The organism is Neobacillus sp. DZ-9, from assembly GCF_059587065.1.
The window spans coordinates 284,383-308,622 of record NZ_JCAIOL010000001.1 but is presented as its reverse complement, the minus strand read 5'-3'; the positions used below and the strand labels follow the sequence as shown (position 1 = coordinate 308,622).

Below are 24,240 nucleotides of genomic sequence, written 5' to 3'. Positions count from 1 at the left end.
AACCCCGAACTATACTAAAGTCCAGGGCACACAAAAAATTATTTTTCATCCGAAACGCGACTAATTTTGATATTTTTAAGCAGTTCTCTCACAACATAGCTCGCCATGATTAAGCCGGCAGCAGATGGGACGAAAGCATTAGAGGATGGCGGCATCTTTGCCTTACGGATAGCCGCTTGATCATTCCCAACCTCTTTGCGGACATCTTCACGAATAACGATCGGGCTTTCATCAGAAAAAACAACCGGAATGCCTTTATGGATTCGTTCCTTACGCAGCTTCGTGCGAATAACCTTTGCAATCGGATCCGTATGTGTCTTTGAGATATCGGCAATCTGAAAGCGGGTTGGGTCCATTTTATTGGCTGCACCCATACTTGAAATAATCGGGATATTTCGCTTTAAGCACTCTTTCATTAAATGGATTTTATACATAATGGTATCCGAAGCATCAACCACGAAATCCAAGTTATATCCAAAAATATCTTCATAGGTTTCCTCGGTATAAAACATTTTAAGAGAGATGACTTCACAATCGGGATTAATATCCTTAATCCGCTCCTCCATGATTTCAACCTTTGGTCGGCCGACAGTTGACAGAAGGGCGATAAGCTGTCGATTCACGTTAGTGATATCAACGTCATCCTTATCGATTAACACCAAGCGTCCGACACCAGAACGGGCAAGCGCTTCCGCCGCAAACGAACCGACACCGCCAATCCCCAGAACAGCAACGGTGCTGCCCTTCATAATATCTAAGCCCTCTTTTCCTATCGCAAGCTCATTACGAGAAAATTGATGCAGCATTATAAATTCACTCCAAATGTAAATTCAATTTATATTTATTTTTTCACCATAAAAATATATCATACCCGCTCATAAAAACAAGTATTTTTATAGGAATTATGTAGATACAAAGCAAAAATAAAACCTCCTGCACAAGGAAGGAGGTTTAACACTCATAAAAATAGAAAAGAGTCCCAATTATGCCGTCGCTTTTGATCCCTCGTTTTGATCCCGCATTCAGCAGGGGGGTGTCCTGTTCCCGAAATTATAAGTCCCCTAACTCGACAAAGAGTGAGGCATTTATGCAATCAGGAAACTCCAGACTCCCGAATAAATAATGTTCGGTCAAAACTTCAGGTAACACAACGTACATTTCAGGACTCTTTCGAATTGACTTTATAATACCACATTACGTTTCGTCATTCAAGGTTTCATGAAAGCGAATTCATGCTATTTATTGACATTTAGTGACAAATTTAGCTCTTTTAATTGCGCCTCAGAAACTTCACCCGGTGCATCAGTCAACAAGCAACTTGCACTTGCTGTCTTTGGAAATGCAATCGTATCGCGAAGGTTAGTGCTGCCGGCAAGCAGCATTACCAAACGGTCTAGGCCTAAGGCAATTCCGCCATGCGGAGGTGTTCCATACTCAAATGCATTTAACAGGAAGCCGAACTGCTCGCGCGCTTCTTCAGGTGTAAAGCCAAGGACGCTGAACATTTTTTCTTGGATATGACGTTCAAAAATCCTTAAAGAACCCCCGCCTAGCTCGTAACCATTTAGAACAAGGTCATAAGCCTGTGCACGCACTTTAGAAGGATCAGAATCTAAAAATTCTAGATCTTCTCTAAATGGCATTGTAAACGGATGGTGGGCTGCATAATAACGGCCTTCCTCCTCATCATACTCAAGCAACGGCCAATCTGTAACCCAAAGGAAATTAAACAGGCTTTGATCGATTAAACCTAATTCTTTACCAAGCTTCAATCGAAGTGCCCCCAGTGCATCGGCAACAACGCTCTTCTTGTCAGCGATAAACAGCAGCAAATCTCCGGCAGACGCTTCAAGAGATGCCAGCAGTGCATTCGCATCCTCTTCCGAGAAGAATTTGGCGATTGGACCTTTCAGGCCTTCTGCATCAACCTTTAACCAGGCAAGACCCTTTGCACCATAAACAGCCACGAATTCTGTTAGGGCATCGATATCCTTACGTGAATATTTTTCAGCTGCACCTTTTACATTGATGGCTTTAACTTGACCGCCGCCTGCAACAGCAGCTGCAAACACCTTGAATCCAGAATCCTTAACGATTTCAGAAAGGTCAACTAACTCGAGACCAAAACGGGTATCAGGTTTATCAGAACCAAAACGGCTCATTGCTTCGTCATAGGTCATACGCGGGAAGACGTGCGGAACCTCTACACCCTTTACTTCCTTCATCACCCTCGACATCATATTTTCCATCAAAGCAATGATATCCTCCTGGCTTAGGAAGCTCGTTTCAATATCGATTTGCGTAAATTCAGGCTGGCGGTCTGCACGCAGGTCCTCGTCACGGAAGCAGCGGGCAATTTGATAATAGCGCTCCACTCCGCCGACCATAAGCAATTGTTTAAAAAGCTGCGGCGATTGCGGCAATGCATAAAACTCACCTGGATGCACACGGCTTGGTACTAAATAATCACGTGCCCCTTCAGGAGTGCTCTTTGTTAAAATCGGCGTCTCAATATCTAAGAAGCCTTCCTCATCAAGGAAATTACGGATTTCCCTTGTCACCTGATGACGCATTTTCAGTGTTTCAAAAATGACCGGGCGACGGAAGTCTAAATAACGGTATTTCAGACGGACATCCTCGGAAGCATCGGAGTTATCAGTTATCATAAACGGCGGTGTTTTCGCTTCATTGATTATTGTCACGACTTCCGCTTGAACCTCAATTTTCCCCGTCTTTAAGTTTTCATTAATGGTTCCTGGCTCACGAGCAACAACTGTTCCAACAATATCAAGAACATATTCATTACGGATTTTTTCAGCTGTCTCCAAAGCTTCCTTTGACAAATCAGGATTAAAGACAACCTGAACAATTCCTGTACGGTCGCGAAGATCGATAAAAATTAATCCGCCAAGGTCACGTCTTTTTTGAACCCATCCCTTTAAGGTTACTTTTTCCCCTACTGCTGTTTCTGGAACTTCACCACAAAAATACGATCTGCCAAACATTCCTAAATCCCCCTTATTGTTTTAACCCCTGAAAATATTGAATAAAAGATTCAAGCGCTATTTCTTCTTGTTCACCTGTAGCCATATTTTTCACATTGATTTTGTTGTTTTTAAGCTCATCGTCACCAAGTATAGCCACATATTTGGCCTTCAAGCGGTCTGCCGCCTTAAATTGTGCTTTAATTTTTCGATCTAAATAATCTCTTTCTGCTGAAAAACCGGCTAGACGAAGCTGCTGCAGTAAGCCAACTGTATAATCCTTTGCCTCTTCACCTAGTGAAGCCAGGTAGCAATCTATGCCTTCATTGATTTCAAGTTCAATTCCTTCAGCCTTAAGAGCCGCGATAAACCGTTCAATACTTAATGCAAAGCCGATTCCTGGTGTTTCAGGTCCGCCAATTTCCTCAGCTAAGCCGTTATAGCGGCCGCCGCCGCATAAAGTGGTGATCGCGCCAAAGCCCTCTGCATTGCTCATAATCTCAAAGGCTGTGTGATTGTAATAATCCAAGCCGCGAACAAGATTGGCATCAACTTCAAATGGAATATCGAGCTGGGTTAAATACTGCTGTAATTTTTCAAAATAAGCCTTTGAATAATCATTTAAATATTCAAGAATCGATGGGGCTGATTTCATTAATTCGTGATCGTGATCCTGCTTGCAATCAAGGATTCGCAAAGGATTTTTTTCGAGACGGTTTTGGCAGTCACGGCAAAACTCACCGATTCTCGGTTTAAAGTGATTCACTAACGCCTCGCGGTGAGCGGTTCTGCTCTCCTTATCACCAAGGCTGTTAATAATCAACTTCAGTTTCCGCAGCCCCATTTCCTTATACAGGTTCATCGCCAGCGATATAACCTCAGCATCGATCGCCGGGTCATTACTTCCAAGAGCCTCTATTCCAAATTGGACAAACTGGCGGAAGCGCCCCGCCTGCGGCCGCTCGTAGCGAAACATTGGTCCCATATAATAAAGCTTCACGGGCTGGTTTGCATAACCAAACATTTTTTTCTCAACAAACGAACGGACCACCGCTGCCGTGCCTTCCGGTCTTAGTGTTATACTACGTCCGCCGCGGTCTTCAAAGGTATACATTTCCTTTTGAACAATATCAGTCGTATCACCCACACCCCGTAAAAAAAGATCGGTATGTTCAAATAAAGGTGTCCGAATTTCTTGATATTGATATTTTTCACAAAGTTCTCTTGCTTTTTCCTCTATCAGCTGCCATTTCTCAATTTCACCTGGCAGGATGTCCTGCGTTCCTCTTGGAATACTAATTGCCATTGTAGGAACCCTCCTCTATATAAAAAATGAATTATTTTCTCTAAAAAACAAAAAACTCCCATCCCTTGTATTAAATACAAGGGACGAGAGTTTATATCCCGCGGTGCCACCCTAGTTGAAGCGGCCCAAATATGGACTGCTTCCTCTTAAACAGTTAACGCCTGTTACGTTCTTCTCCTAATAGAGCCAAGACTTTTTCAGAGAGAAACCTACGGAGTGTTCCTTCATTAAGACACATGCAGAAATGCTTTCAGCCTGGGGCATTTCCTCTCTTTTCATGGGTTAGCTTAACTACTATGCTCCATCATTGGTTATATCCGAGTATGTTTTATATTTATATAATAATACGGAGCATCGCGCGCCTTGTCAAGAGAGTTTTACGATCTCCCTAAAAGTTTTTTTAACTTTCTGACATCACTCATCGTCAACCCGAATTCGGATGCAAGTTCAATGGATGACGCGTGCTGTTCTTTTTCAATAAAATCATGAAAATCCACCCCAAATATCCGTCCATTCATGGATTGGATGTTCATTCCTTTGTCACTTGATCTCATGCCAATCACCTCTGCCTTTTCATTCGATAGGCTTATTATTTCCATCCTTGTGAAAAAATTGCATGGGTAAGAGGAATTTTGAGATTTTGTTGGCCAAATTTTACAGTTTAGGAATGATTTTCACTAGTTTTTACGATAAAATAAGGAATTAGACAAGGAGGGGAAGAATGTCCAAAAAGTTTAGTTTACTGCTCTTATCTTTAATTCTTTTTTTCGGAGCCTTCCTGCCGCAAGGAAAAAGCAGCGCAGCAAGTGGTTCCATCATCATTTCAAGTGATACAGCCAATATTCGCAGTGGTCCCGGATTAAGCTATCCGCTTGTTAAAATCGCAAACCGAGGCGAAAAGTATTCAATCGTCAAAGAAAAGGACGATTGGATCCAAATCCAGCTTTCTTTTGGCAAGACAGGCTGGGTTGTAAATTGGCTTGTTACAAAAGAAAATGAACAAAAAACAGCGAATGCAGCTTCTAACGTAAATTCCGCAAGCACGGTTGCAAAAGCCAATACCGATCAATTAAGGGTTCGTTCCGGGCCTGGGACAAGCTTTCAAATTGTCGGCTTCTTAAATAAAGGACAGGAAGTTACCGTCCTCGCCCAAAACGAAAACTGGTATAAAATCACCTCCACCTTTGGCGAAGGCTGGGTTGCTAGAGAATTTTTAGTTATACAAACTGGGCAGCCCGAAAAGAAACCGGAATCGACTACTTCGAAGGGGACAACATCGGGTGTTGTAAATGGTGATACCTTAAACGTCCGGAAGGAGCCTTCATCATCAAGTTCGGTTCTCGGGAAACTTACCAAAGGGACAATCGTAACGATTTATGATAAACAAAAGAGTTGGTCTGAGGTTGGATTCGGCACCCTGAAAGGATGGGTCAGATCAGAGTTCATTGATGTACAGGCTGAATCCCAAAAGGTGGACAAGCCGGCAAATGCCAGCGGTATTTCTGGCACTGTTACAGCCAACAGTCTTAGTGTCCGCTCAAGCGCATCGTTGAATGCAGCCATCATTGGCAGTGTTACAAAGGGACAAAGTTTTACCATTTTAGAAGAAAATAATAATTGGGCAAAAATAGAGTATAAGAATGGTAGTTTCGGCTGGGTAGCCGGGTGGTATCTTGAAAAATCATCTGGAAAATCAAGTACTGGTCAATCAACAGGAAAAGAAAATACTATTACCATACTGCAGGACGGTACCAATATCCGTAAAAATGCAAATGTACAATCGGACGTGGTTCAACGTGCGAATGAAGGAGAAACTTTTTCGGTTGTCAGCGTTAAGAATGATTGGTATGAAATCAAGCTTAAAAATGGAAAATCCGGTTTCGTTGCCGGCTGGATTGTTTCTTCAAACGGTTCTGCACCGAGGATTGAGAAGTCCGGCGCAGAAGGCTATTTAAAAAATAAAACCATTGTACTGGACCCTGGTCATGGCGGCGGTGATAATGGAACAACTGGAGCGAGCGGCACACTGGAGAAGGACCTTACTCTTCGGACAGCTCGTCTTTTATATGATAAATTATCTGCCGCTGGTGCGAATGTCTATATGACCCGAAATAATGATTCCTATCTTACACTCCCGTCAAGGGTGAGTTTAGGGAGTGCGAACCGGGCAGATGCCTTTATCAGTTTGCACTATGACAGCAATTTAGACCGCAGTGTCCGCGGTATGACTGGCTATTATTATCATTCCTACCAAAAAGCACTGGCAGATACGATTTTTGCTTCCACCATCGCGCAAACAAAATTGACAAGCCGCGGCGTGCGGTCTGGTGATTTCCATGTAATTCGAGAAAATAGTCAAAAAGCCACTTTGATTGAGCTTGGCTATTTAAGCAACCCTGAGGAAGAAATGACGCTAACTTCCGGTGTGTTCCAAGAAAACGCTGCATCTGGATTATATGATGGACTAGCTCGATTTTTTAAAGAGAATTAAAAAGGCTCGGCACTTATTAAGTGCCAAGCCTTTTTTATGCTTTACTTTCAACGATTAAGGTAACTGGACCGTCATTTGTGAGTGAGACATCCATCATCGCCCCAAATACGCCTGTTTCAACCTTAACTCCTTTTTCACGAAGCATAGTGTTAAATACTTCATAAAGTTCGACAGCTTGCTTCGGTCTTGCTGCATCCATAAAATTAGGTCTTCTTCCTTTTCTGCAATCCCCATAAAGCGTAAATTGGGAGACAGAAAGAATTTCTCCGCCTACATCTAGAAGGGAAAAATTCATCTTTCCCGCTTCATCTTCAAAGATTCTAAGGTTGACAATTTTATCGGCCAAATAGGCTGCATCATCTTCCCTATCCTCATGGGTAATGCCAACAAGGAGGACAAACCCTTTTGTAATTTGCCCAGTAATTTCGCCATTAACGGTTACTTGGGCAGCTTTACTTCGCTGTACTACAACTCGCATTTTGTAACTCCTTAATTCATGATTCGGCGCACCGAATAAATATCCGGGATTTGTTTGATCCGGTCTACAACCTTCTGGAGATGACTGACATTATGAATGGCAATCGACATAATAATTGTCGCCATCTTATTTCGGTCAGATTTACCAGTAACAGCTGAAATATTTGTTTTCGCTTCATTTACAGCTTGAAGAACTTCATTCAAAAGTCCACTGCGATCATAACCGCTGATTTCGATATCGACATTATATTCTTTTCGGTCATTTAGAGAGGTTTCCCATTCAACCGGAATTAATCTGGACTGGGCATCATTGGAATCAATGTTCGTACAATCAGAACGATGCACAGACACGCCGCGGCCTTTTGTTATAAATCCGACAATTTCATCACCTGGAACCGGATTACAGCATCTTGATAAACGAATTAACAAGTTATCAATACCTTGAACACGGACACCAGACTCTCGTTTCTTGGTAGAAGGAAATGCCTTTAAATCCGTTATCGCGTTGGTGATGCTGGCCGACTGCTCCTGATCGCGCTTTTTCCGCCATTTCTCTGTTAAACGGTTGGCCACCTGCAGAGCAGTTACTCCGTTATAACCTACTGCGGCGTACATATCCTCTTCACCCGTAAAATTAAACTTTTCCGCAACCTTTTTTAAATTATCAGAAGTGAGGATTTCTTTAATGTCAAACTCCATCGCCTTTATTTCTTTTTCAACAAGCTCTCTTCCCTTGACAATATTCTCATCGCGGCGCTGCTTTTTAAAGAAGGCGCGGATTTTATTTTTCGCCTGGGAAGTTTGTGCCAGCTTTAGCCAATCTTGACTTGGACCATAGGAATGCTTGGAAGTAAGAATCTCGATGATATCCCCGGTCTTAAGCGTATAGTCAAGCGTCACCATCTTGCCGTTCACTTTTGCCCCTATCGTCTTATTGCCAATTTCAGAGTGAATGCGGTACGCAAAATCAATAGGAACTGAACCGGAAGGCAATTCGATCACATCGCCTTTTGGTGTAAACACAAAAACCATATCGGAAAACAGATCGATCTTTAATGATTCCATAAATTCTTCCGCATTTTGCGTATCATTTTGGAATTCCAGGATTTCTCTGAACCAGGTTAATTTTTGCTCAAAGGTTGAGCTGTCACTTATCGCCTTACCTTCTTTGTATGCCCAGTGGGCCGCAATCCCGAATTCGGCAATCCGATGCATTTCAAACGTCCGAATCTGAACTTCAAGCGGATCCCCTTTTGGTCCTATGACGGTTGTATGCAGGGATTGATACATATTCGGCTTTGGCATTGCAATATAATCCTTAAAACGCCCAGGCATTGGCTTCCAGCACGTATGAATGATGCCTAGTACCGCATAACAGTCTTTAATACTATTGACAACAATTCGAACGGCCAGTAAATCATATATTTCACTGAATTGCTTATTTTGCAGGGCCATCTTCCGATAAATGCTGTATATATGCTTGGGTCTTCCAGAAAGTTCGGCTTTTATGGATACCTCATTCATCCGGCTCTTGACTTCGTCGATGACGTCCTCTAAATATTGCTCCCGCTCGGCACGCTTCTTTTTCATTAAGTTAACAATCCGGTAATATTGCTGCGGATTTAAATATCGTAATGCTGTATCTTCCAGCTCCCACTTAATTTTAGAAATACCAAGACGATGCGCTAAAGGGGCAAAAATTTCAAGTGTTTCATTTGAAATCCGACGCTGTTTCTCTAAAGGAAGATGCTTCAATGTCCGCATATTATGCAAACGGTCAGCAAGCTTTATGAGAATGACCCGGATGTCCTGTGCCATTGCCACAAACATTTTTCGGTGGTTTTCAGCCTGCTGCTCTTCGTGCGACTTATATTTAATTTTCCCTAATTTGGTTACTCCATCGACAAGCATAGCCACTTCGGCATTAAAGGCTACTTCAATATCCTTTAAGGATACATTAGTATCTTCAACAACGTCATGGAGAAAACCAGACGCGACCGTTGCCGGATCCATCTCCAGATCAGCGAGGATGCCTGCAACCTGGATAGGATGGATAATGTATGGTTCGCCTGATTTTCGATATTGTTCACGATGAGCATGCTTCGCGAATTCATACGCTTTTTTCACGAGTTCCACATGTTCTTCATTTAAGTATTTTCTAGTCTTGTCGATGACTTGGTCGGCTGTTAACACTTGATCATTCGCCATGAAATCACCTTTATTTTCATCTCAATTTTATATATATATAAATGTCATCCTATAAAAAATAGTTCCTAAATTAGAATGATTGTTTCTATTATCGAAAAAAATACCAAAGATGTAAAGAGATTGAGAGATTTTTTCAACATTTTCGAAAAAAATGTCGATTTTCTTTATAGTAAAGAGAGCACCCGCCTGCCGAGTGCCCCCTTATATTCATTAATATTCCAATAATGTTAAAATATCATAACCCTCAAGCTTGCTTCTGCCTTCTAAATAGGTTAATTCCACTAAGAAAGCGATACCAGCAACAACGCCGCCAAGCTGTTCTACTAATTTGATTGTAGCGTCGATGGTGCCTCCTGTAGCTAATAAATCGTCTGTAATGAGGACACGCTGTCCAGGCTTGATAGCATCCTTATGGATGGTTAAGATGTCGCTTCCATATTCTAAGCCGTAGTTAACCTTAATGGTTTCGCGTGGAAGCTTTCCTTCTTTACGAACTGGAGCAAAGCCGATTCCGAGTGAATAAGCAACTGGACAGCCAATAATAAACCCTCTAGCTTCTGGTCCAACAATAATATCGATATTCTTATCTTGAGCATACGCAACAATCTGGTCTGTTGCATATTTATATGCTTCGCCATTATTCATTAAAGGAGTAATATCTTTAAACTTAATTCCAGGTTTTGGGTAATCCTCTACGATTGAGATAAATGGTTTTAAATCCATCCTTTTACTGCCTCCTCATTTTCAACCGACTCTTGAATGACTTCGTCGAACCAGCCTTTTAATTCCTGAAAGGATGAAAACAATAAATCTCTTTCAAGAGCATATTGTGCTTGTTTTAATTGATAGGTTCTTGAGTCAGTTAAATCACGCTTCTGCGTTGATCTTTGTAAAGTTATAAATCCATTGTTTATTGTAACAAAATCCAGCTCAGAAAACACCTTTGACATAAAGTAAATCGTTTCCTTTGACCAGCCGCGCTGCTTTGCAATATCATCACCGTAACGTTTAAGGTCAATCGGGCCATTTTTTAACAGAAACGCATAGAACCATTTAAAATGATCCCGGGTTGGAATGGTGCTGAAAAAATCGCTGGACTCTTTATAGAAATAGGTATATACCCTTGCTGGCTGCTTCCCCTTCAATAATTGAGCAACAAGTTCTTTTGATGGCGGAAGATCAACCAGTACGATGTTTGCCTGAAAGCCATCGAAGGCTTGAGCTTCTTCCATATCTTGAATAAGAATGGTTTCAAGCTGAAGTTGTGCGTTTATTTTTTCATAATGCTCTTTGTTAAAAATAATAATTTTTCTATTTTCATTTGGAACCAGATTGGCAATAGAATTGATTCGCTTTTGTCCACGATAATCGAATAGCTGCCAGGACTGTACGGCCATATCATGGATAAAAATTTGCGGTTTACGTATATTGTTCCATTCATTTATCGATAATTCTCCAATGAATGAGATTTTTGATGCTGGAGAAATATTATCAACTAATGGACCTAATCCAAACCCCACCCCATCCAATGTGGCACCATTATCATTCACTAATATTTTCAAATGGTTTTGGTCACTGCCAATTTTTCTAATAGTAGAAATATCAACATTATTTATTAAAACTTTTGGCTTGGAGTTGTCCATACCAAAAGGGGCTAATAGATTTAATTCATCTAATGCCGACAAATGGATATCATCAAGTTGAACTTCCTCGTCAAGATAGGTTACCGGCATAAAATCTTCTTCTGTCATTAACTCATCTGCAAGATGGTTTAACCTCTGACGGAGCTCTCCCACATCATCCAAATTCAAAGTCATCCCCGCTGCCATTGGATGTCCGCCAAAATGCGGCAGGATGTCGCGGCAGGTAGATAAATTATGAAACAGGTCAAAACCGGCAATACTACGTGCCGATCCTTTTGCCAACCCTTTTTCTCGATCGAAGCTCAGAACAATCGTAGGGCGATAAAATTTTTCTACCAGTCTTGAGGCAACAATCCCAATAACTCCGGCATTCCAGCCTTCTTTTCCAATGACGAGAACTTTATTGGAGTCAATCGGATAATTCTGTTCCACTTCTTCGATTGCCTCAAGTGTAATTGTATTAACGATCGATTGCCTTGTTTTATTAAGGTCATCCATTTCTTGCGCTAGATGGCCTGCTTCATCAGGATCCTCTGTTAAGATAAGCTGCACCGCCAAATCTGCATCTTCCAAACGGCCGACAGCATTAATCCTAGGAGCGAGAGTAAATCCGATTGTTTCTTCGTTAATCGCCGATAAATCTACTCCTGCCAATTTAAAAACAGCCCTTAATCCTATATTAGTTGTTACCTTTAATTTTTCGAGACCTTTTTTAGCAATTAAGCGATTTTCACCTTTTAAAGATACTAAATCGGCAATTGTACCGATTACGGCAATCTCAAACAAATGTTCAGGCAATTCTCCATATAAAGCATGTGCTACTTTAAAGGCAACGCCGACTCCTGCCAGCTCACGAAACGGATATATGCTGTCTGGAAGCTTCGGGTGTATGATAGCAAGTGCTTCAGGAAGTACTGGCCCCGGTTCGTGGTGATCGGTAATAATAAGCTCAAGCCCCAGCTCTTTAGCTACGTTTGCTTCATGAATTGCAGATATTCCAGTGTCAACAGTAATAATTAATTTTATACCAGACTCAGCTGCCCGACGAAAGGCAGTTTCATTAGGACCATAGCCTTCTGTAAAGCGATTAGGGATGTAAAACTGAACATTCGCACCTAAGTCGCGAAGAGTAATCATTAAAACTGAAGTGCTGCTGACTCCATCGGCATCATAATCCCCAAATATAAGAATCGGTTCTTGATTATCTATAGCTTTACGTATTCTATTCACCGCGATGTCCATCCCTTTTAACAAATAGGGGTCGTGGAATTCATCCTTTCCAAATAAAAAATACCGTGCAGAATCTACGGTATCTATTCCACGATTGACAAGCAACGATGCAACTAGAGGTGTAATTTTCAATTCATTTGCAAGCATGTTAACAAGTTGGTCATCGGATTTACGAACAATCCATCTTGTTTTTGAGTTCAACATTAGTAGATTCACCCCTCAGACTATCTTATTATACAGGAGCAGGAATCAGCTTTCAATCAAAAGAAAAAACCGCAGAATCTCTGCGGTTTTCTAAAAATTATACTTGCGGTTGATCAGAATATTTTCTTTTTTCTTTAACTGTATTAATGACGCCTTTCTTTTTCAGCTCTCTACATTTCAGTACATACCATAAAGATCCTGCGATAAAGATGGAAGAATACACACCTACAATTAATCCCACAAACAACGCGATAGAGAAATTAAGAATGGATGGACTTCCAAAAATCATTAAGCAAACCACAGTAATGAGTACTGTTAAGACGGTGTTAATAGACCGTGTTAACGTTTGACGGATACTTACGTTTACGACCTCGGCAATATCCTCAACCGTTTTAAGACGCTTTTTCTTGCGCATATTTTCGCGAATTCTATCGAATGTAACTATCGTATCATGGTTGGAATAACCGATGATGGTCAATACTGCCGCAATAAAGGTCAAATCTACTTCCAGTCTTGTAATACTAAAGATCGCAATCATGAAAAAGGCATCATGAAGGATGGAGGCAACGGCAGCAATTGCCATGTATGCTTCAAAGCGAACAGATACATAGAGAATAATACCGATTGATGCAAACAAAATCGCAAAAAAGGCATTTTTCGCTAGTTCTTTTCCTACAGTCGGAGAAACCGTGCTGACATTCGGCTCAAAGCCAAATTGCTTTTTGAAATCCGCTTTTAAATCAGCAATTTCATTTTTTGACATAACCCCGAGCATTCGGACTGCGCCAATTTGCTTTTTATCACCGGAAATGACGATATCATCTGGTGTTAAATGATGCTTGGTAAATGCTGCTTCCACCTTTTCAGTGGTTAATGGTGTATTAGATTGAACTTCTACACGTGTTCCACTTGAAAAATCAATTCCTAAATTCATGCGGAAAATGGCAAGAATTATGATACCTGCTACGAGCAGAACACCCGATATAGCAAAAATTGGTTTTCTAATTTTAACAAAATCAATTTTATCAAATCTTGTAGGGAGATTAACTGTATCAATATTTTCGGTAAGAGATCTAATTTGTGACTGGCGTACAGAAAACCAACCTGGTTTATCCTTCAATAAACCACTGTTCACCCAAAGTCCTAATAATAACCGTGCACCGTAAACGTTGGTTAGGAAGCTCATAAGAACACTCACGATTAACATGGTCGCAAACCCTTTTACCGAGCTTGTCCCATAGATGAAAAGGACACCTGCGGTTAAGATGGTTGTTAAGTTAGCGTCAAGAATCGCAGTAAATGCATGCTTCTCACCAGCTTGGAAGGCTGACTTAATCGTTCTGCCCACTTTAAGTTCTTCTCTTATCCGTTCATACGTAATAATGTTGGCATCGACGGCCATACCGACCCCTAAAATAATCGCCGCGATTCCCGGCAAGGTCAGGACTCCATTCATCCAATCAAAAATCAATAGGACGAGATAAATATAAATGGATAACGTAATAGTTGCAATGAAACCTGGAAAACGATAATAGAAAAGCATAAACAGATAAATGATGATGACACCGACGATTCCCGCTAAAATCGTGTCATGTAAGGCTTGTTCTCCAAACTTGGCTCCGACGGAAGTAGAGTATACCTCTTTAAGCTTTACTGGTAAGGAACCTGCATTTAAAAGAGAAGCCAAGGTTTGAGCTTCTTTCGCAGTGAAGCTTCCGACTATGGATACAGTGTCTTGATTGAAAACTTGTTTAACAGTTGGTGCAGATAAATATTTCGGATTCGGCTTTGTTACTTCTGTTTTAAAGGAGTCTTTTCCTTCTTCAAAATCAAGCCAAATAACAAGAACATTTGGATTCATGTTCATAATTTCTTCAGAGACCTTCCGGAATTTATCCGCACTCTTTAATGTTAAAGAAACGCTTGGATTTCCATTTTGGTCAAAGGTTTGCTTCGCTCCGCCCTGCTTTAAGTCAGACCCGTCCATCATCAGACGATCATTGGCATCACGGAAGGATAAGTTAGCTTGTGTAGATAAAATTTCACGTGCTTTATTTTGGTCTTTTACCCCGGCAAGCTGAACGCGAACGCGGTTATTACCTTCAATTTGAATATTCGGCTCACTTACGCCCAGCACGTTAATCCGCTTATCAAGGGCTTCAGCCGTACTAGCTAGGACATTTTTGTCAATTTTCTGTCCTTTTTTCGCTGGCTGTACCTCGTACAAGACCTCAAATCCTCCTTGGAGGTCAAGTCCAAGCTTCATATTGTTTAAGATGTTTTTCGTGGTTGCCCCCATTGTGCTTCCGAGAATCAGAACCACAAGCAAGAAAGCAATAATTCTACTGCGTTTTACCATTATGTATTGTTCCTCCTTAGAGCGTGTGCATAGCACTTTTACCTGCAAGTCCTATATAAAAATAATAAAAAAGTCACTGCTATTATTATGGAATAAGTAAGAAACTGTGTCAATTTACAAATAAATGAAAACGCTCTATTTCAATAGCTCTTTCCATTCATTTTCATCATCAAAAGAGAACTCAGCCGTTTTAAAGGCTTCAATCGTAGCAAAGTTCATATAATCGCTAACCTTGACAGAGAGTATTTCTTGGATCATTTCGTACAGCTTCATTTCATCTTTTACCTTTTTCCACTTTTTCTTAATTAAAAAATTCCAAAGCTCCTTTTCCGTTACTGAGTCAATTCCTAGTAAGCGAAACTCAAAAAGTTTACTTTTTAAGGCCGGCTGTACCTGGGTACGAAAATGATCATATTTATGGCTGTTATCCATTTTAACTACCCCCTGAGAGAAGTCCCTAAAGTTCTTGAACCTTTGCAAAAAGCCAAGACAACTTGTCATGCTTTGTCCACTATGATGCATATAGTTAATTGTATATGATAACGCCTATTTTGAGAAGGTGGGAAGTAGAATGTCGAAGTTTTTAAAAGGGACCTTTATCCTATTAGTGGCCGGTTTTATAACAAGGGTCCTGGGGTTTATTTATCGAATCGTGCTAGCTCGCAGCATTGGCGAAGAAGGTGTTGGCTTATATATGATGGCCTACCCCACGTTTATCCTCGTGGTTACGATAACTCAGCTTGGGCTCCCAGTTGCCATCTCCAAAAATATTGCCGAGGCGGAAGCAAGAAAGGACTATGGTGAAATTAAAAAAATTCTGGTGGTTTCCCTTGCCATCACCATTGGACTTTCCATCCTTATTACTCCGGCATTGCTTTTACTAGCACCAATACTTTCCAACACGCTTTTTACCGATCAAAGAACGTATTATCCTTTAATAGCGATTGCACCAGCACTGCCAATTATCGCAATTTCTTCAGTGTTAAGAGGATACTTCCAAGGTAGACAAAACATGCGTCCCTCCGCTGTCTCTCAGATTTTAGAACAGCTTGTGAGAATAACCCTGATTGCAACTGCTACAAAAACCTTCCTCCCCTATGGGGTTGAATATGCAGCGGCAGCCGCCATGGCCGCTTCTGTTTTAGGTGAATTACTATCCCTTATTTATTTACTGACCATGTTTAAATTAAAAAAGCGTTTTAAACTGAGGAAAAATTTTTTCCAATTTGTTCATAAAGGTAAGCGGACCTTTAAAGAACTAATGGAAATCGCCCTGCCCACGACGGGGAGCAGGATGATTGGATCATTAGCCTGGTTTTTTGAGCCAATCGTTGTGGCCCACAGTTTAGCCCTTGCAGGTGTACTAGCCGTGAATGCAACGAAACAGTATGGAGCTTTAACTGGTTACGCCATGCCGCTGTTAATGCTTCCTTCTTTTGTTACGTTTTCCTTAGCAACTTCACTGGTTCCGGCAATTAGTGAAGCCAATTCAAAAAATAATCATAAATTAATCGAATACAGGCTCCAGCAAGCACTGCGTTTTGTTTTTTTATCAGGGGGACTTGCTGTCATCGTCCTATATGTATTGGCGGACCCACTAATGCAGCTCATGTACGGCTCTACGAAGGGAGCCTATTTTATTAAAATCATGGCTCCATTCTTTTTGCTTTTTTATTATCAAGGACCCTTACAGGCCGTCCTTCAAGCATTAAATTTGGCAAGAGCGGCCATGATTAATAGTCTCATCGGAGCCGTAGTGAAAACAGCTGTCATCTTCTTACTTGCTTCCCAGCCATCCTTTGGAATTACTGGCGCAGCTCTTGGGATTATTGTTGGTTTTGTTTTAGTTACCATCCTTCATTTTGCAACAGTTATGAAGCGAGTGGCCTTTTCCTTTTATATTCGCGATTATTTGAAGGGATTTCTTGTCATGGCGGCTTCAGGATGGCTTGGCTATTGGTTATTTGAAAATATTCTTCTAAAAGAAGCGTTAACAATTCGTGTTTTAATCTCAGTTTCGGGGATGAGCTTTTCCTACATTTTCATGTTAATCATTTTCGGTCTTCTCAAAAAAGAAGAACTGCAGCGAATACCGTGGATACGAAACTTTTTTGCCTTTCGCTAAAGAAGACACGCTTAAAATCTGCGTGTCCTCTTTTATTCATCCTGCAGGTCAATAAAGAATTTCCCGTTTTCATAGCTGCAAAACGAAATTTTTTTCACATCACGGTAGCCCTTTTTTTTTAATTCCTGACGCAGCCATAGATTGGTTTTATTAATTCTTTTTAAATTTTCTTCCTCGATGGTACCATCAATAATTAATGGAATGGTAATATCCCCTTGCTTCGGGACTTCGTTGCTGTTTTTTAATTTTTCAATGACGGACAAGCTTCCAGATGACTCTAATATGGCAAACTCGACATCAGCAATACTGCGTATGTCTTTTTCCCTTAATTGTGTCATTAAATCATCGAAATTGTATCGCTGCTTGCGCATAGCGACTTCGTCTATTTTCCCGCGATTGATAATAATACTAGGTTTACCATCAACCAAATCACGAAATTTTTTACTTTTTAAAGAAATGATAGCCATGATGATTTGGATGAACATCAATAAAACCATTGGAACGATTGCATGGAGCACACGGACATTTGGTCTTTCAATAGCCACAACTGCCAGTTCGCCAATCATAATAAAAACGACGAGATCAAGAATACTTAATTCTCCTATTTCGCGCTTACCCATCATTCGAAAAATGATTAAAATGAGTATGTAAAAAATAATTGTTCGAAACACAATTGTTAAATATGTTTCCACTTTGTTCCGCCCCTTTTTTTCCATTCAAAACTATTGTTTGCATTTTGCGGAGGATAATTATAGGAATAAACTTCCAAAGCACTTTATTTAATGTGATGAAAATTTATTCTACTTTTTCTCCTTCCTGAATACGCTTGTACTAGGACAGAAACTGTCTACTAAAGGCAGGGTATCAGCCTTTGACGACTGAAGGGGGAGAGAAAAATCGAATCTAAAAGCTTTGGAACATCAATTCTGTATGGATTAATCTTTATTCTTGCATTCGCAGCTGTCTGCAGCGTGATTTTTGCGTTTATTCTTCGATTTACATCAGCACGGGAAGGATCACTTCAATATGTGATAACAGCCTTATCGTTTATCGGCTTATTTGGCGGCGGCTTTCTTTCTGGAGGAAAACGGAAAGAAAAGGGCTGGCTGATAGGCGGAACTACGGGGTTTATTTACTCTTTCATTGTCTTTTTGTTTCAATATTTAGGCTATGATCACCTCTTTAATGCCGAACAGGTTATCTATCATTCCTGCTACACCTTGATCGCAATGATGGGCGGTATTCTAGGGGTAAATATCGCAACAAATAATAAAAGGCATGCATAAATATTAAAAGGAAGCCCTCATAGAAGGCTTCCTTTTGTATTAAACTTCTGCAGTCTTTGAAACTTCAGTCACTTCTCGAATCGCATTACGGTCGTATGTAAGACGGCTGCCGTCTCCACATTTAATTACGACTTTGCTTTCATCGATTGAGTCGATAAAACCATGTAAACCGCCAATCGTGACGATTTTATCACCCTTTTTTAAGTCAGTTTGCATTTGACGAACCGATTTTTGGCGTTTTTGCTGCGGGCGAATCAGTAAGAAATAAAATAACACAAACATTAAAATTAATGGAATAAGTGTAGTCATGTTTTGCATCTTGTTTCCCTCCTTTCAAAAAGATCTATTAGAAGTTTTTTGCATTTGGCTTATTAAAGCCGTATTGCTCAAAAAATTCTTCGCGGAAATCACCAAGCCTGTCTTCCATAATAGCTTGTCTGACCTTCTCCATTAATCTTAGCAGAAAATAGAGATTATGGTAAGACGTTAATCGAATTCCAAATGTTTCATCACATTTTATCAAATGTCGAATATAGGCTCTGCTATAATTTCGGCATGTGTAGCAATCGCAATCAGGATCAAGCGGTCCAAAATCTTTAGCAAATTGAGCATTTTTGACAACCAAGCGGCCCGAACTTGTCATGAGCGTACCATTTCTTGCAATCCTTGTTGGCAGGACACAGTCAAACATATCAATACCACGAATGGAACCATCAATTAGGGAGTCCGGGGAACCTACTCCCATTAAATAGCGTGGTTTATTTGTTGGTAATAGCGGTGTTGTGAACTCCAGAACTCGATTCATGACGTCTTTTGGTTCACCAACGGATAATCCGCCGACAGCGTAGCCAGGGAAGTCCAGAGAAACGAGGTCTTTTGCACTTTGACGGCGAAGCTCCTCATATTCTCCTCCCTGTACGATTCCAAATAAACCTTGATCCTCAGGACGCTGATGCGCGTTTAAACAACGTTCCGCCCATCTTGAGGTCCGCTCCACTGATTTTTTCATATATTCAAATGTAGCAGGGTATGGCGGGCACTCATCGAAGGCCATCATGATATCGGAACCAAGAGCATTCTGAATTTCCATCGCCTTTTCCGGTGATAAAAATAATTTTTCGCCGCTCATATGGTTGCGGAAATGAACGCCTTCTTCTTCAATTTTACGGAATTCACTTAAACTGAACACCTGGAATCCGCCGGAATCTGTTAAAATAGCGCGATCCCAATTCATAAATTTATGCAGCCCGCCAGCTTCTCTAATAATCTCATGTCCAGGGCGAAGCCATAAATGATAGGTGTTGCTTAAAATTATCCCTGCCCCCATCTCCTTTAAGTCCTCTGGGGACATCGTTTTAACGGTCGCAAGCGTTCCAACCGGCATAAAGGCAGGTGTATCAAAGGATCCATGCGGTGTGTGAACTCTCCCAAGCCGCGCCCCTGTTTGTTTACATGTTTTAATTAACTCATACCGAATCGCTGTCAAATTATTTTCTCCTTCCTTTAGGCGGTATGATGAGCCAGTTAAGCAGTGATTCACTTAAGCGGCGCTCCGCCCCTTTCCCACTAGATGATAAACATTGCATCGCCAAAGCTGAAGAAACGGTACCGTTCTTCAACAGCTGTTTGGTAGGCATGCAATACATTTTCTCTTCCAGCTAAGGCACTCACGAGCATGATCAGAGTTGATTTAGGTAAATGGAAATTCGTAATCATCCCGTCAATCGCTTTAAATTCGTAGCCTGGATAAATAAAAATACTGGTCCAGCCGCTGCCAGCAATAAAACGTCCATCGTTTTGCGAGGCAATCGTCTCTAAGGTCCGGGTCGAAGTTGTACCAACGGTGATAATTCGTCCACCGCTTTCTCTAACCTCGTTTAAAAGCCTCGCCGTCCCTTCAGTGACCATGTAGTATTCAGAATGCATATCATGTCCTTCTACATCGTCCACGCTGACTGGTCTAAATGTACCAAGACCGACATGCAGAGTGATAAAGGCGATATGAACACCCTTTTCTTTAATAGCATTCAATAGATCTTCAGTAAAATGAAGACCTGCCGTTGGTGCTGCAGCGGATCCAGGCTCGCGGGCAAATACGGTCTGGTACCGTTCACGGTCATCCAGCTGCTCTTTGATGTAAGGTGGCAGTGGCATTTCACCTAATTGGTCGAGGACTTCATAAAAAATGCCTTCATATTTGAACTCCAAGACCCTGCCGCCATGATCGGAAGTTCCTGTGCAAACGGCTTTAAGTAGCCCATCGCCGAATTCGATTTCCGTTCCTTCTTTAACCCTTTTTGCTGGTTTCACGAGGGTTTCCCATTGATCCCCTTCCAGTTGTTTTAACAACAACACTTCAATTTTGGCTCCGGTATCTTGCTTGACGCCAAAAAGGCGTGCAGGAAGAACCCTTGTATCATTTAAAACAAGGCAATCCCCTTCACGCAAGTACTCGATAATATTTTTAAATACTTCATGTTTTAGTTCGCCTGTTTCTTTATTTAAGACCATTAATCTGCTGTCAGTCCGGTTTTGCAGAGGGACTTGCGCAATTAATTCCTCAGGCAAATGAAAATCAAAAATATCTACTTTCATAAAATTTCATCCTTACTTTGACGTTTTGGGCGTGTTAAACTTGACTGTTGATTTGCGCTCCAGGCGCTTCGCCTTCCGCTCCAATCAACAGAGTTTCAAAATTACACAGCCGACATTTTAATAAAGTGTGGTCACGGTGCAGGAGGTTGCATGCCGAAATGTTGGTAAACGGCTGGTGTTACCACTCTGCCCCTTGGTGTTCGCTGCAGGAAGCCAATTTGTAATAAATAGGGTTCATATACATCTTCAATTGTTTCCGATTCTTCACCAATTGATGCTGCTATCGTATCGAGGCCGACAGGACCGCCGCGGAATTTCTCAATAATCCCTTTTAACAGCTTGTGATCGATATGATCCAGACCTAGCCTGTCGACTTGGAGCAATTCAAGTGCTTCTCTCGCAAGGGTGAGGTCAATTGTACCGTTTCCCTTAACTTGGGCAAAGTCACGAACCCTTCGGAGGAGACGATTGGCAATCCTTGGTGTTCCCCTTGCTCTTCTTGCAATTTCTGAGGCTGCCTGTTCATCTATTTCCGTTTCGAATAAGTCTGCCGTTCTGATAACAATATTTTTTAACTGATCTTCTTTATAATACTCGAGCCGGCATAAAACTCCAAATCGATCACGCAATGGCGCCGATAAAGATCCAGCCCTGGTAGTTGCACCGACCAATGTGAACGGCGGGAGATCCAAGCGGACAGACCTTGCACTTGGACCTTTCCCAATAACAATATCAAGGCAGAAATCCTCCATCGCAGGATACAGAACCTCTTCAATCGTTCGCGGCAGCCGATGTATTTCATCGATAAATAAAACATCGCCAGGCTCAAGTGCTGTTAAGATTGCTGCTAAATCGCCAGGTCTTTCAATAGCCGGTCCGGAGGTTGTCCGAAGGTTAACGCCCATTTCATTGGCAATAATGACAGCAAGGGTTGTTTTCCCCAAACCCGGAGGTCCATATAGAAGAACATGGTCCAATGTTTCCTTCCGAAGCTTTGCTGCCTTAATAAAAATTTCTAAATTTTCCTTGACTTGGTTTTGTCCTATATATTGCTTTAAGGTTTGCGGTCTGAGACTTTGTTCAATGCTTATTTCACTTTCATTAGCTTCACTAGAAATAATCCGGTCATCCATAAATTATCACCTATTTTAAAAGGCGCTTTAAGGCCTGTTTAATGTATTGATCAGTTGACATCTGCTCTTTTCTTAATTCAGGTGAAATCTTTTTTATTTCTTTATCAGAATAACCCAGCGCTTTTAAAGCAAGAATGGCTTCTTCAAAGGCCGTATTGTTCGTTTGAGTATGTAGTGGAAGTGTGTCGGCATTGAACAGATTCGGGAAGTAATCTGGAACAACATCCTGTAATTTTCCTTTTAAATCGAGGATCATTTGCCGTGCTGTTTTTTTGCCAACTCCAGGAAATTTAACAAGGAAGGCTTCGTCCTCATTTTCGATGGCGTTCACCACCTGTAGGACTTCACCAGAGGCAAGGATCGCGAGTGCCCCCTTCGGCCCAATACCCGATACATTTAACAATTTAGTGAATAGTTTTTTCTCTTCCCTGGATTGGAAGCCAAATAGCGCCATTACATCCTCGCGAACATAATGGTAAGTATATACAGTTACCATTGTTTCCAATTTACCAGAATAAACAAATGGATTGGGTGTCGCGATTTGATAGCCAATCCCATTATTTTCAATGACAATATATTCAGGCCCGACAAATTCAACGGCCCCTTTAATAAATTCAAACAATCGTATTCTCTCCCTTAGTTTTTCACCGTATTTCATTCTACCATAATTTTTTGTTTAAGAAAGAAATAAAAAACAGGCTGATTTATTTCAATCAGTCTGTTTCAAAGAGTCAATTCATTCTTTTTTTAATGAATAAGGCTTAAAGGTTTCTAAAACTTGAACATATTGATCTTTCGTTTTAATGGGGATGCCTTGAATTAATTCTTCTTGTTTCTTACTTTCAAGCTTTCTAATATCTATCTGAAAAAACGATTGAATGATTCTTGATTGGCCGGGTCTTCCATTAAAAATGGTCAAAACCCCATCTTCGGTAATACCGAAAAAGCCATTTGCTTTTAATAACGGGGATATATCATCGACCTTCCTTCTAAAAACAAAAGTCGATTCTTCCATTTCCGTTAGCTGCCATTGATCATACTTAGCCCAGAAGTTCGCCATCGACCAACATGTTTCGTGAACGACTTCTTGACCAATTTCTCCATCGAGATAGATTCGTTCTAAAATAACCGTCAGGTGCTGAGGTTCCGTCTTTTGCCGGTCATCGACCTGTGCGGCCGAACCGGTAATTTGAGAAGCCCCGCCGATTAGTATATATAGTAAAACAGAAAAAATGGCTAAGCTATACTGTGACAATGCTTTCCAATTGAACCCCATGCTGCTCACCTCTTTTTGTTATAAATGGAACAAACTTTACAGTTCTAGTTTAGCCTTTTTTTCCCTTAATATCCGTAAAATTAAAAGGGCAAAGCCTGTAAGCTTTGCCCTTTTTGAACTATTTAGAATATCTGTTTGGAACTTCTTCGCTTTGGCGGCGGTCTTTATTCGCTTTCGGCTGGCGCTGCGGCACATCATTATTGATGTTGCGGTCACGTCCAATTGTTCCCTCATCTGTAATGACAGTTACGGATTTTCCGTTCACGTAAGGCTTCACCGCATTCTTAATAGCCCTTTTGGTTGCGGCCTCCCTGTCACGGTCCACTAAGTTAACCGAAACAATAACAGTGTTTCCATAGGCAACGGATCTTACTGATTGAACATTATCGATGTTTGAAACCTTGCTTCTGATGTTATCGGTTATATTTTCTTGCGCATGTTTATCTGTTGCTTCACCGGTCTTACCGATATTTTTATTCAAGTGACCGTGATAATTCATATCACTAGTACTAAATCGGTTATCCCGCTGGAAGAAATTACGGTCGGTCTTTGCTAAAGGTGTCGTAGGGTTTTTTGGGTTGCCGTTTTCATCCCTTGTCTGAAGCAGTTCTCTTTTTTGATTGTTTACAATGGTACCCTCATCCCCAAGGGTATGATCCATCATTTCCGTAAAGGCACCATCATTGTCTCTTAGAAAACCATAATTATTATTGTGGTTTTCATTGGAGTAATACCCCATAGGACGAGCCAAATTATTGTTCCCTTGATTCACACCACGGTTACTATCATTGTTACAGCCAGCCAGCCCCATCATCATCACGGCTGAAAGAGGAATCATCCACTGCTTCTTGTTCAAGCGAAAAACCCCCTTAGTTCATCCTGAGCATGCTTTAACATGCTCGTTATTAGGGTGCAATTTTTTA

21 protein-coding genes, 1 other RNA gene and 1 other annotated feature are annotated in these 24,240 nt (G+C 41.1%); of the genes, 3 read left to right on the top strand and 19 right to left on the bottom strand.

Features of this window, described 5'->3' with window-relative positions; all coding sequences use genetic code 11:
* Positions 1–38: 38 nt before the first annotated feature.
* The 5 genes from AC59HZ_RS01475 to AC59HZ_RS01455 form a co-directional block, all read right to left on the bottom strand.
* Positions 39–806 carry a tRNA threonylcarbamoyladenosine dehydratase gene (locus AC59HZ_RS01475; protein ID WP_496544146.1) on the bottom strand — a complete coding sequence of 256 codons (768 nt, stop codon included), beginning with the start codon at positions 804–806 and terminating at the stop codon, positions 39–41.
* Positions 807–972: 166 nt separating this feature from the next.
* A non-coding RNA gene (ssrS, locus tag AC59HZ_RS01470) (6S RNA) lies at positions 973–1,169 on the bottom strand.
* Between the two features lie 66 nt (positions 1,170–1,235).
* Positions 1,236–3,005 (bottom strand): aspartate--tRNA ligase, encoded by a 1,770-nt coding sequence (gene aspS / locus AC59HZ_RS01465; protein WP_496544145.1) that lies wholly within the window; start codon positions 3,003–3,005, stop codon positions 1,236–1,238.
* A 13-nt stretch (positions 3,006–3,018) separates the two neighbouring features.
* Positions 3,019–4,290: a histidine--tRNA ligase gene (gene hisS / locus AC59HZ_RS01460; protein ID WP_496544144.1), complete on the bottom strand. Its 1,272-nt coding sequence runs from the start codon at positions 4,288–4,290 to the stop codon at positions 3,019–3,021.
* A gap of 76 nt (positions 4,291–4,366) precedes the next feature.
* Positions 4,367–4,607: a binding site (T-box leader), on the bottom strand.
* 60 nt (positions 4,608–4,667) lie between these two features.
* Positions 4,668–4,889 carry a hypothetical protein gene (locus tag AC59HZ_RS01455; RefSeq protein ID WP_496544143.1) on the bottom strand — a complete coding sequence of 74 codons (222 nt, stop codon included), beginning with the start codon at positions 4,887–4,889 and terminating at the stop codon, positions 4,668–4,670.
* Positions 4,890–5,011: 122 nt separating this feature from the next.
* Between AC59HZ_RS01455 and AC59HZ_RS01450 the strand changes: the two genes are divergently transcribed.
* Positions 5,012–6,781, top strand: a complete 1,770-nt coding sequence (locus AC59HZ_RS01450; RefSeq protein ID WP_496544142.1) for an N-acetylmuramoyl-L-alanine amidase family protein — start codon at positions 5,012–5,014, stop codon at positions 6,779–6,781.
* A gap of 34 nt (positions 6,782–6,815) precedes the next feature.
* Here the strand turns inward: AC59HZ_RS01450 and dtd are convergent, their stop codons facing one another.
* From dtd to AC59HZ_RS01420, 6 genes are all read right to left on the bottom strand, one after another.
* Positions 6,816–7,259, bottom strand: coding sequence for a D-aminoacyl-tRNA deacylase (dtd, locus tag AC59HZ_RS01445; RefSeq protein ID WP_496544141.1), 444 nt, complete (start codon positions 7,257–7,259; stop codon positions 6,816–6,818).
* An 11-nt stretch (positions 7,260–7,270) separates the two neighbouring features.
* Positions 7,271–9,466: a RelA/SpoT family protein gene (locus AC59HZ_RS01440; RefSeq protein WP_496544140.1), complete on the bottom strand. Its 2,196-nt coding sequence runs from the start codon at positions 9,464–9,466 to the stop codon at positions 7,271–7,273.
* Between the two features lie 210 nt (positions 9,467–9,676).
* Complete coding sequence (locus AC59HZ_RS01435; protein WP_496544139.1) at positions 9,677–10,189, bottom strand: adenine phosphoribosyltransferase; 513 nt, start codon at positions 10,187–10,189, stop codon at positions 9,677–9,679.
* Entirely contained in the window at positions 10,180–12,543 is a 2,364-nt protein-coding gene (gene recJ, locus AC59HZ_RS01430) for a single-stranded-DNA-specific exonuclease RecJ (protein WP_496544138.1), read from the bottom strand. Before recJ ends, AC59HZ_RS01435 begins: the two co-directional genes overlap by 10 nt.
* A gap of 97 nt (positions 12,544–12,640) precedes the next feature.
* The gene (secDF, locus tag AC59HZ_RS01425; RefSeq protein WP_496544137.1) at positions 12,641–14,902 is read right to left on the bottom strand and encodes a protein translocase subunit SecDF; all 2,262 of its coding nucleotides are present in this window, start codon (positions 14,900–14,902) and stop codon (positions 12,641–12,643) included.
* Positions 14,903–15,037: 135 nt separating this feature from the next.
* Entirely contained in the window at positions 15,038–15,334 is a 297-nt protein-coding gene (locus AC59HZ_RS01420; protein ID WP_430066631.1) for a post-transcriptional regulator, read from the bottom strand.
* A 139-nt stretch (positions 15,335–15,473) separates the two neighbouring features.
* On the opposite strand from AC59HZ_RS01420, the gene spoVB reads away from it, so the two are divergent.
* Positions 15,474–17,027 carry a stage V sporulation protein B gene (gene spoVB / locus AC59HZ_RS01415; protein WP_496544136.1) on the top strand — a complete coding sequence of 518 codons (1,554 nt, stop codon included), beginning with the start codon at positions 15,474–15,476 and terminating at the stop codon, positions 17,025–17,027.
* Between the two features lie 32 nt (positions 17,028–17,059).
* Here the strand turns inward: spoVB and AC59HZ_RS01410 are convergent, their stop codons facing one another.
* Positions 17,060–17,719, bottom strand: coding sequence for a DUF421 domain-containing protein (locus AC59HZ_RS01410; RefSeq protein WP_496544135.1), 660 nt, complete (start codon positions 17,717–17,719; stop codon positions 17,060–17,062).
* Positions 17,720–17,905: 186 nt separating this feature from the next.
* Here AC59HZ_RS01410 and AC59HZ_RS01405 point away from each other — a divergent pair, with 186 nt between their 5' ends.
* On the top strand, positions 17,906–18,313 hold the full coding sequence (locus AC59HZ_RS01405) for a TIGR04086 family membrane protein (RefSeq protein WP_496544632.1): 408 nt from the start codon (positions 17,906–17,908) through the stop codon (positions 18,311–18,313).
* 39 nt (positions 18,314–18,352) lie between these two features.
* On the opposite strand, the gene yajC is transcribed toward AC59HZ_RS01405, so the two are convergent.
* The 7 genes from yajC to AC59HZ_RS01370 form a co-directional block, all read right to left on the bottom strand.
* Complete coding sequence (yajC, locus tag AC59HZ_RS01400; RefSeq protein WP_496544134.1) at positions 18,353–18,631, bottom strand: preprotein translocase subunit YajC; 279 nt, start codon at positions 18,629–18,631, stop codon at positions 18,353–18,355.
* 28 nt (positions 18,632–18,659) lie between these two features.
* The gene (gene tgt, locus AC59HZ_RS01395) at positions 18,660–19,799 is read right to left on the bottom strand and encodes a tRNA guanosine(34) transglycosylase Tgt (protein WP_496544133.1); all 1,140 of its coding nucleotides are present in this window, start codon (positions 19,797–19,799) and stop codon (positions 18,660–18,662) included.
* 80 nt (positions 19,800–19,879) lie between these two features.
* On the bottom strand, positions 19,880–20,908 hold the full coding sequence (gene queA / locus AC59HZ_RS01390) for a tRNA preQ1(34) S-adenosylmethionine ribosyltransferase-isomerase QueA (protein ID WP_496544132.1): 1,029 nt from the start codon (positions 20,906–20,908) through the stop codon (positions 19,880–19,882).
* 131 nt (positions 20,909–21,039) lie between these two features.
* The gene (gene ruvB, locus AC59HZ_RS01385) at positions 21,040–22,041 is read right to left on the bottom strand and encodes a Holliday junction branch migration DNA helicase RuvB (protein ID WP_496544131.1); all 1,002 of its coding nucleotides are present in this window, start codon (positions 22,039–22,041) and stop codon (positions 21,040–21,042) included.
* 10 nt (positions 22,042–22,051) lie between these two features.
* Positions 22,052–22,663 carry a Holliday junction branch migration protein RuvA gene (gene ruvA / locus AC59HZ_RS01380; protein ID WP_496544130.1) on the bottom strand — a complete coding sequence of 204 codons (612 nt, stop codon included), beginning with the start codon at positions 22,661–22,663 and terminating at the stop codon, positions 22,052–22,054.
* Between the two features lie 114 nt (positions 22,664–22,777).
* On the bottom strand, positions 22,778–23,317 hold the full coding sequence (locus AC59HZ_RS01375) for a BofC C-terminal domain-containing protein (RefSeq protein WP_496544129.1): 540 nt from the start codon (positions 23,315–23,317) through the stop codon (positions 22,778–22,780).
* Positions 23,318–23,435: 118 nt separating this feature from the next.
* Positions 23,436–24,173, bottom strand: a complete 738-nt coding sequence (locus AC59HZ_RS01370) for a YhcN/YlaJ family sporulation lipoprotein (protein ID WP_496544128.1) — start codon at positions 24,171–24,173, stop codon at positions 23,436–23,438.
* Positions 24,174–24,240: the final 67 nt, after the last annotated feature.

What these genes read in the sequence shown, in the direction of transcription:
- hisS (WP_496544144.1), bottom strand. Translation starts at nt 4,290, where the DNA reads ATGGCAATTAGTATTCCAAGAGGAACGCAGGACATCCTGCCAGGTGAA.
- AC59HZ_RS01450 (WP_496544142.1), top strand. Translation starts at nt 5,012, where the DNA reads ATGTCCAAAAAGTTTAGTTTACTGCTCTTATCTTTAATTCTTTTTTTC.
- yajC (WP_496544134.1), bottom strand. Translation starts at nt 18,631, where the DNA reads ATGCAAAACATGACTACACTTATTCCATTAATTTTAATGTTTGTGTTA.
- dtd (WP_496544141.1), bottom strand. Translation starts at nt 7,259, where the DNA reads ATGCGAGTTGTAGTACAGCGAAGTAAAGCTGCCCAAGTAACCGTTAAT.
- spoVB (WP_496544136.1), top strand. Translation starts at nt 15,474, where the DNA reads ATGTCGAAGTTTTTAAAAGGGACCTTTATCCTATTAGTGGCCGGTTTT.
- aspS (WP_496544145.1), bottom strand. Translation starts at nt 3,005, where the DNA reads ATGTTTGGCAGATCGTATTTTTGTGGTGAAGTTCCAGAAACAGCAGTA.
- recJ (WP_496544138.1), bottom strand. Translation starts at nt 12,543, where the DNA reads ATGTTGAACTCAAAAACAAGATGGATTGTTCGTAAATCCGATGACCAA.
- ruvB (WP_496544131.1), bottom strand. Translation starts at nt 22,041, where the DNA reads ATGGATGACCGGATTATTTCTAGTGAAGCTAATGAAAGTGAAATAAGC.
- secDF (WP_496544137.1), bottom strand. Translation starts at nt 14,902, where the DNA reads ATGGTAAAACGCAGTAGAATTATTGCTTTCTTGCTTGTGGTTCTGATT.
- AC59HZ_RS01455 (WP_496544143.1), bottom strand. Translation starts at nt 4,889, where the DNA reads ATGGAAATAATAAGCCTATCGAATGAAAAGGCAGAGGTGATTGGCATG.
- AC59HZ_RS01440 (WP_496544140.1), bottom strand. Translation starts at nt 9,466, where the DNA reads ATGGCGAATGATCAAGTGTTAACAGCCGACCAAGTCATCGACAAGACT.
- AC59HZ_RS01475 (WP_496544146.1), bottom strand. Translation starts at nt 806, where the DNA reads ATGCTGCATCAATTTTCTCGTAATGAGCTTGCGATAGGAAAAGAGGGC.
- AC59HZ_RS01435 (WP_496544139.1), bottom strand. Translation starts at nt 10,189, where the DNA reads ATGGATTTAAAACCATTTATCTCAATCGTAGAGGATTACCCAAAACCT.
- AC59HZ_RS01375 (WP_496544129.1), bottom strand. Translation starts at nt 23,317, where the DNA reads ATGGGGTTCAATTGGAAAGCATTGTCACAGTATAGCTTAGCCATTTTT.
- queA (WP_496544132.1), bottom strand. Translation starts at nt 20,908, where the DNA reads ATGAAAGTAGATATTTTTGATTTTCATTTGCCTGAGGAATTAATTGCG.
- AC59HZ_RS01420 (WP_430066631.1), bottom strand. Translation starts at nt 15,334, where the DNA reads ATGGATAACAGCCATAAATATGATCATTTTCGTACCCAGGTACAGCCG.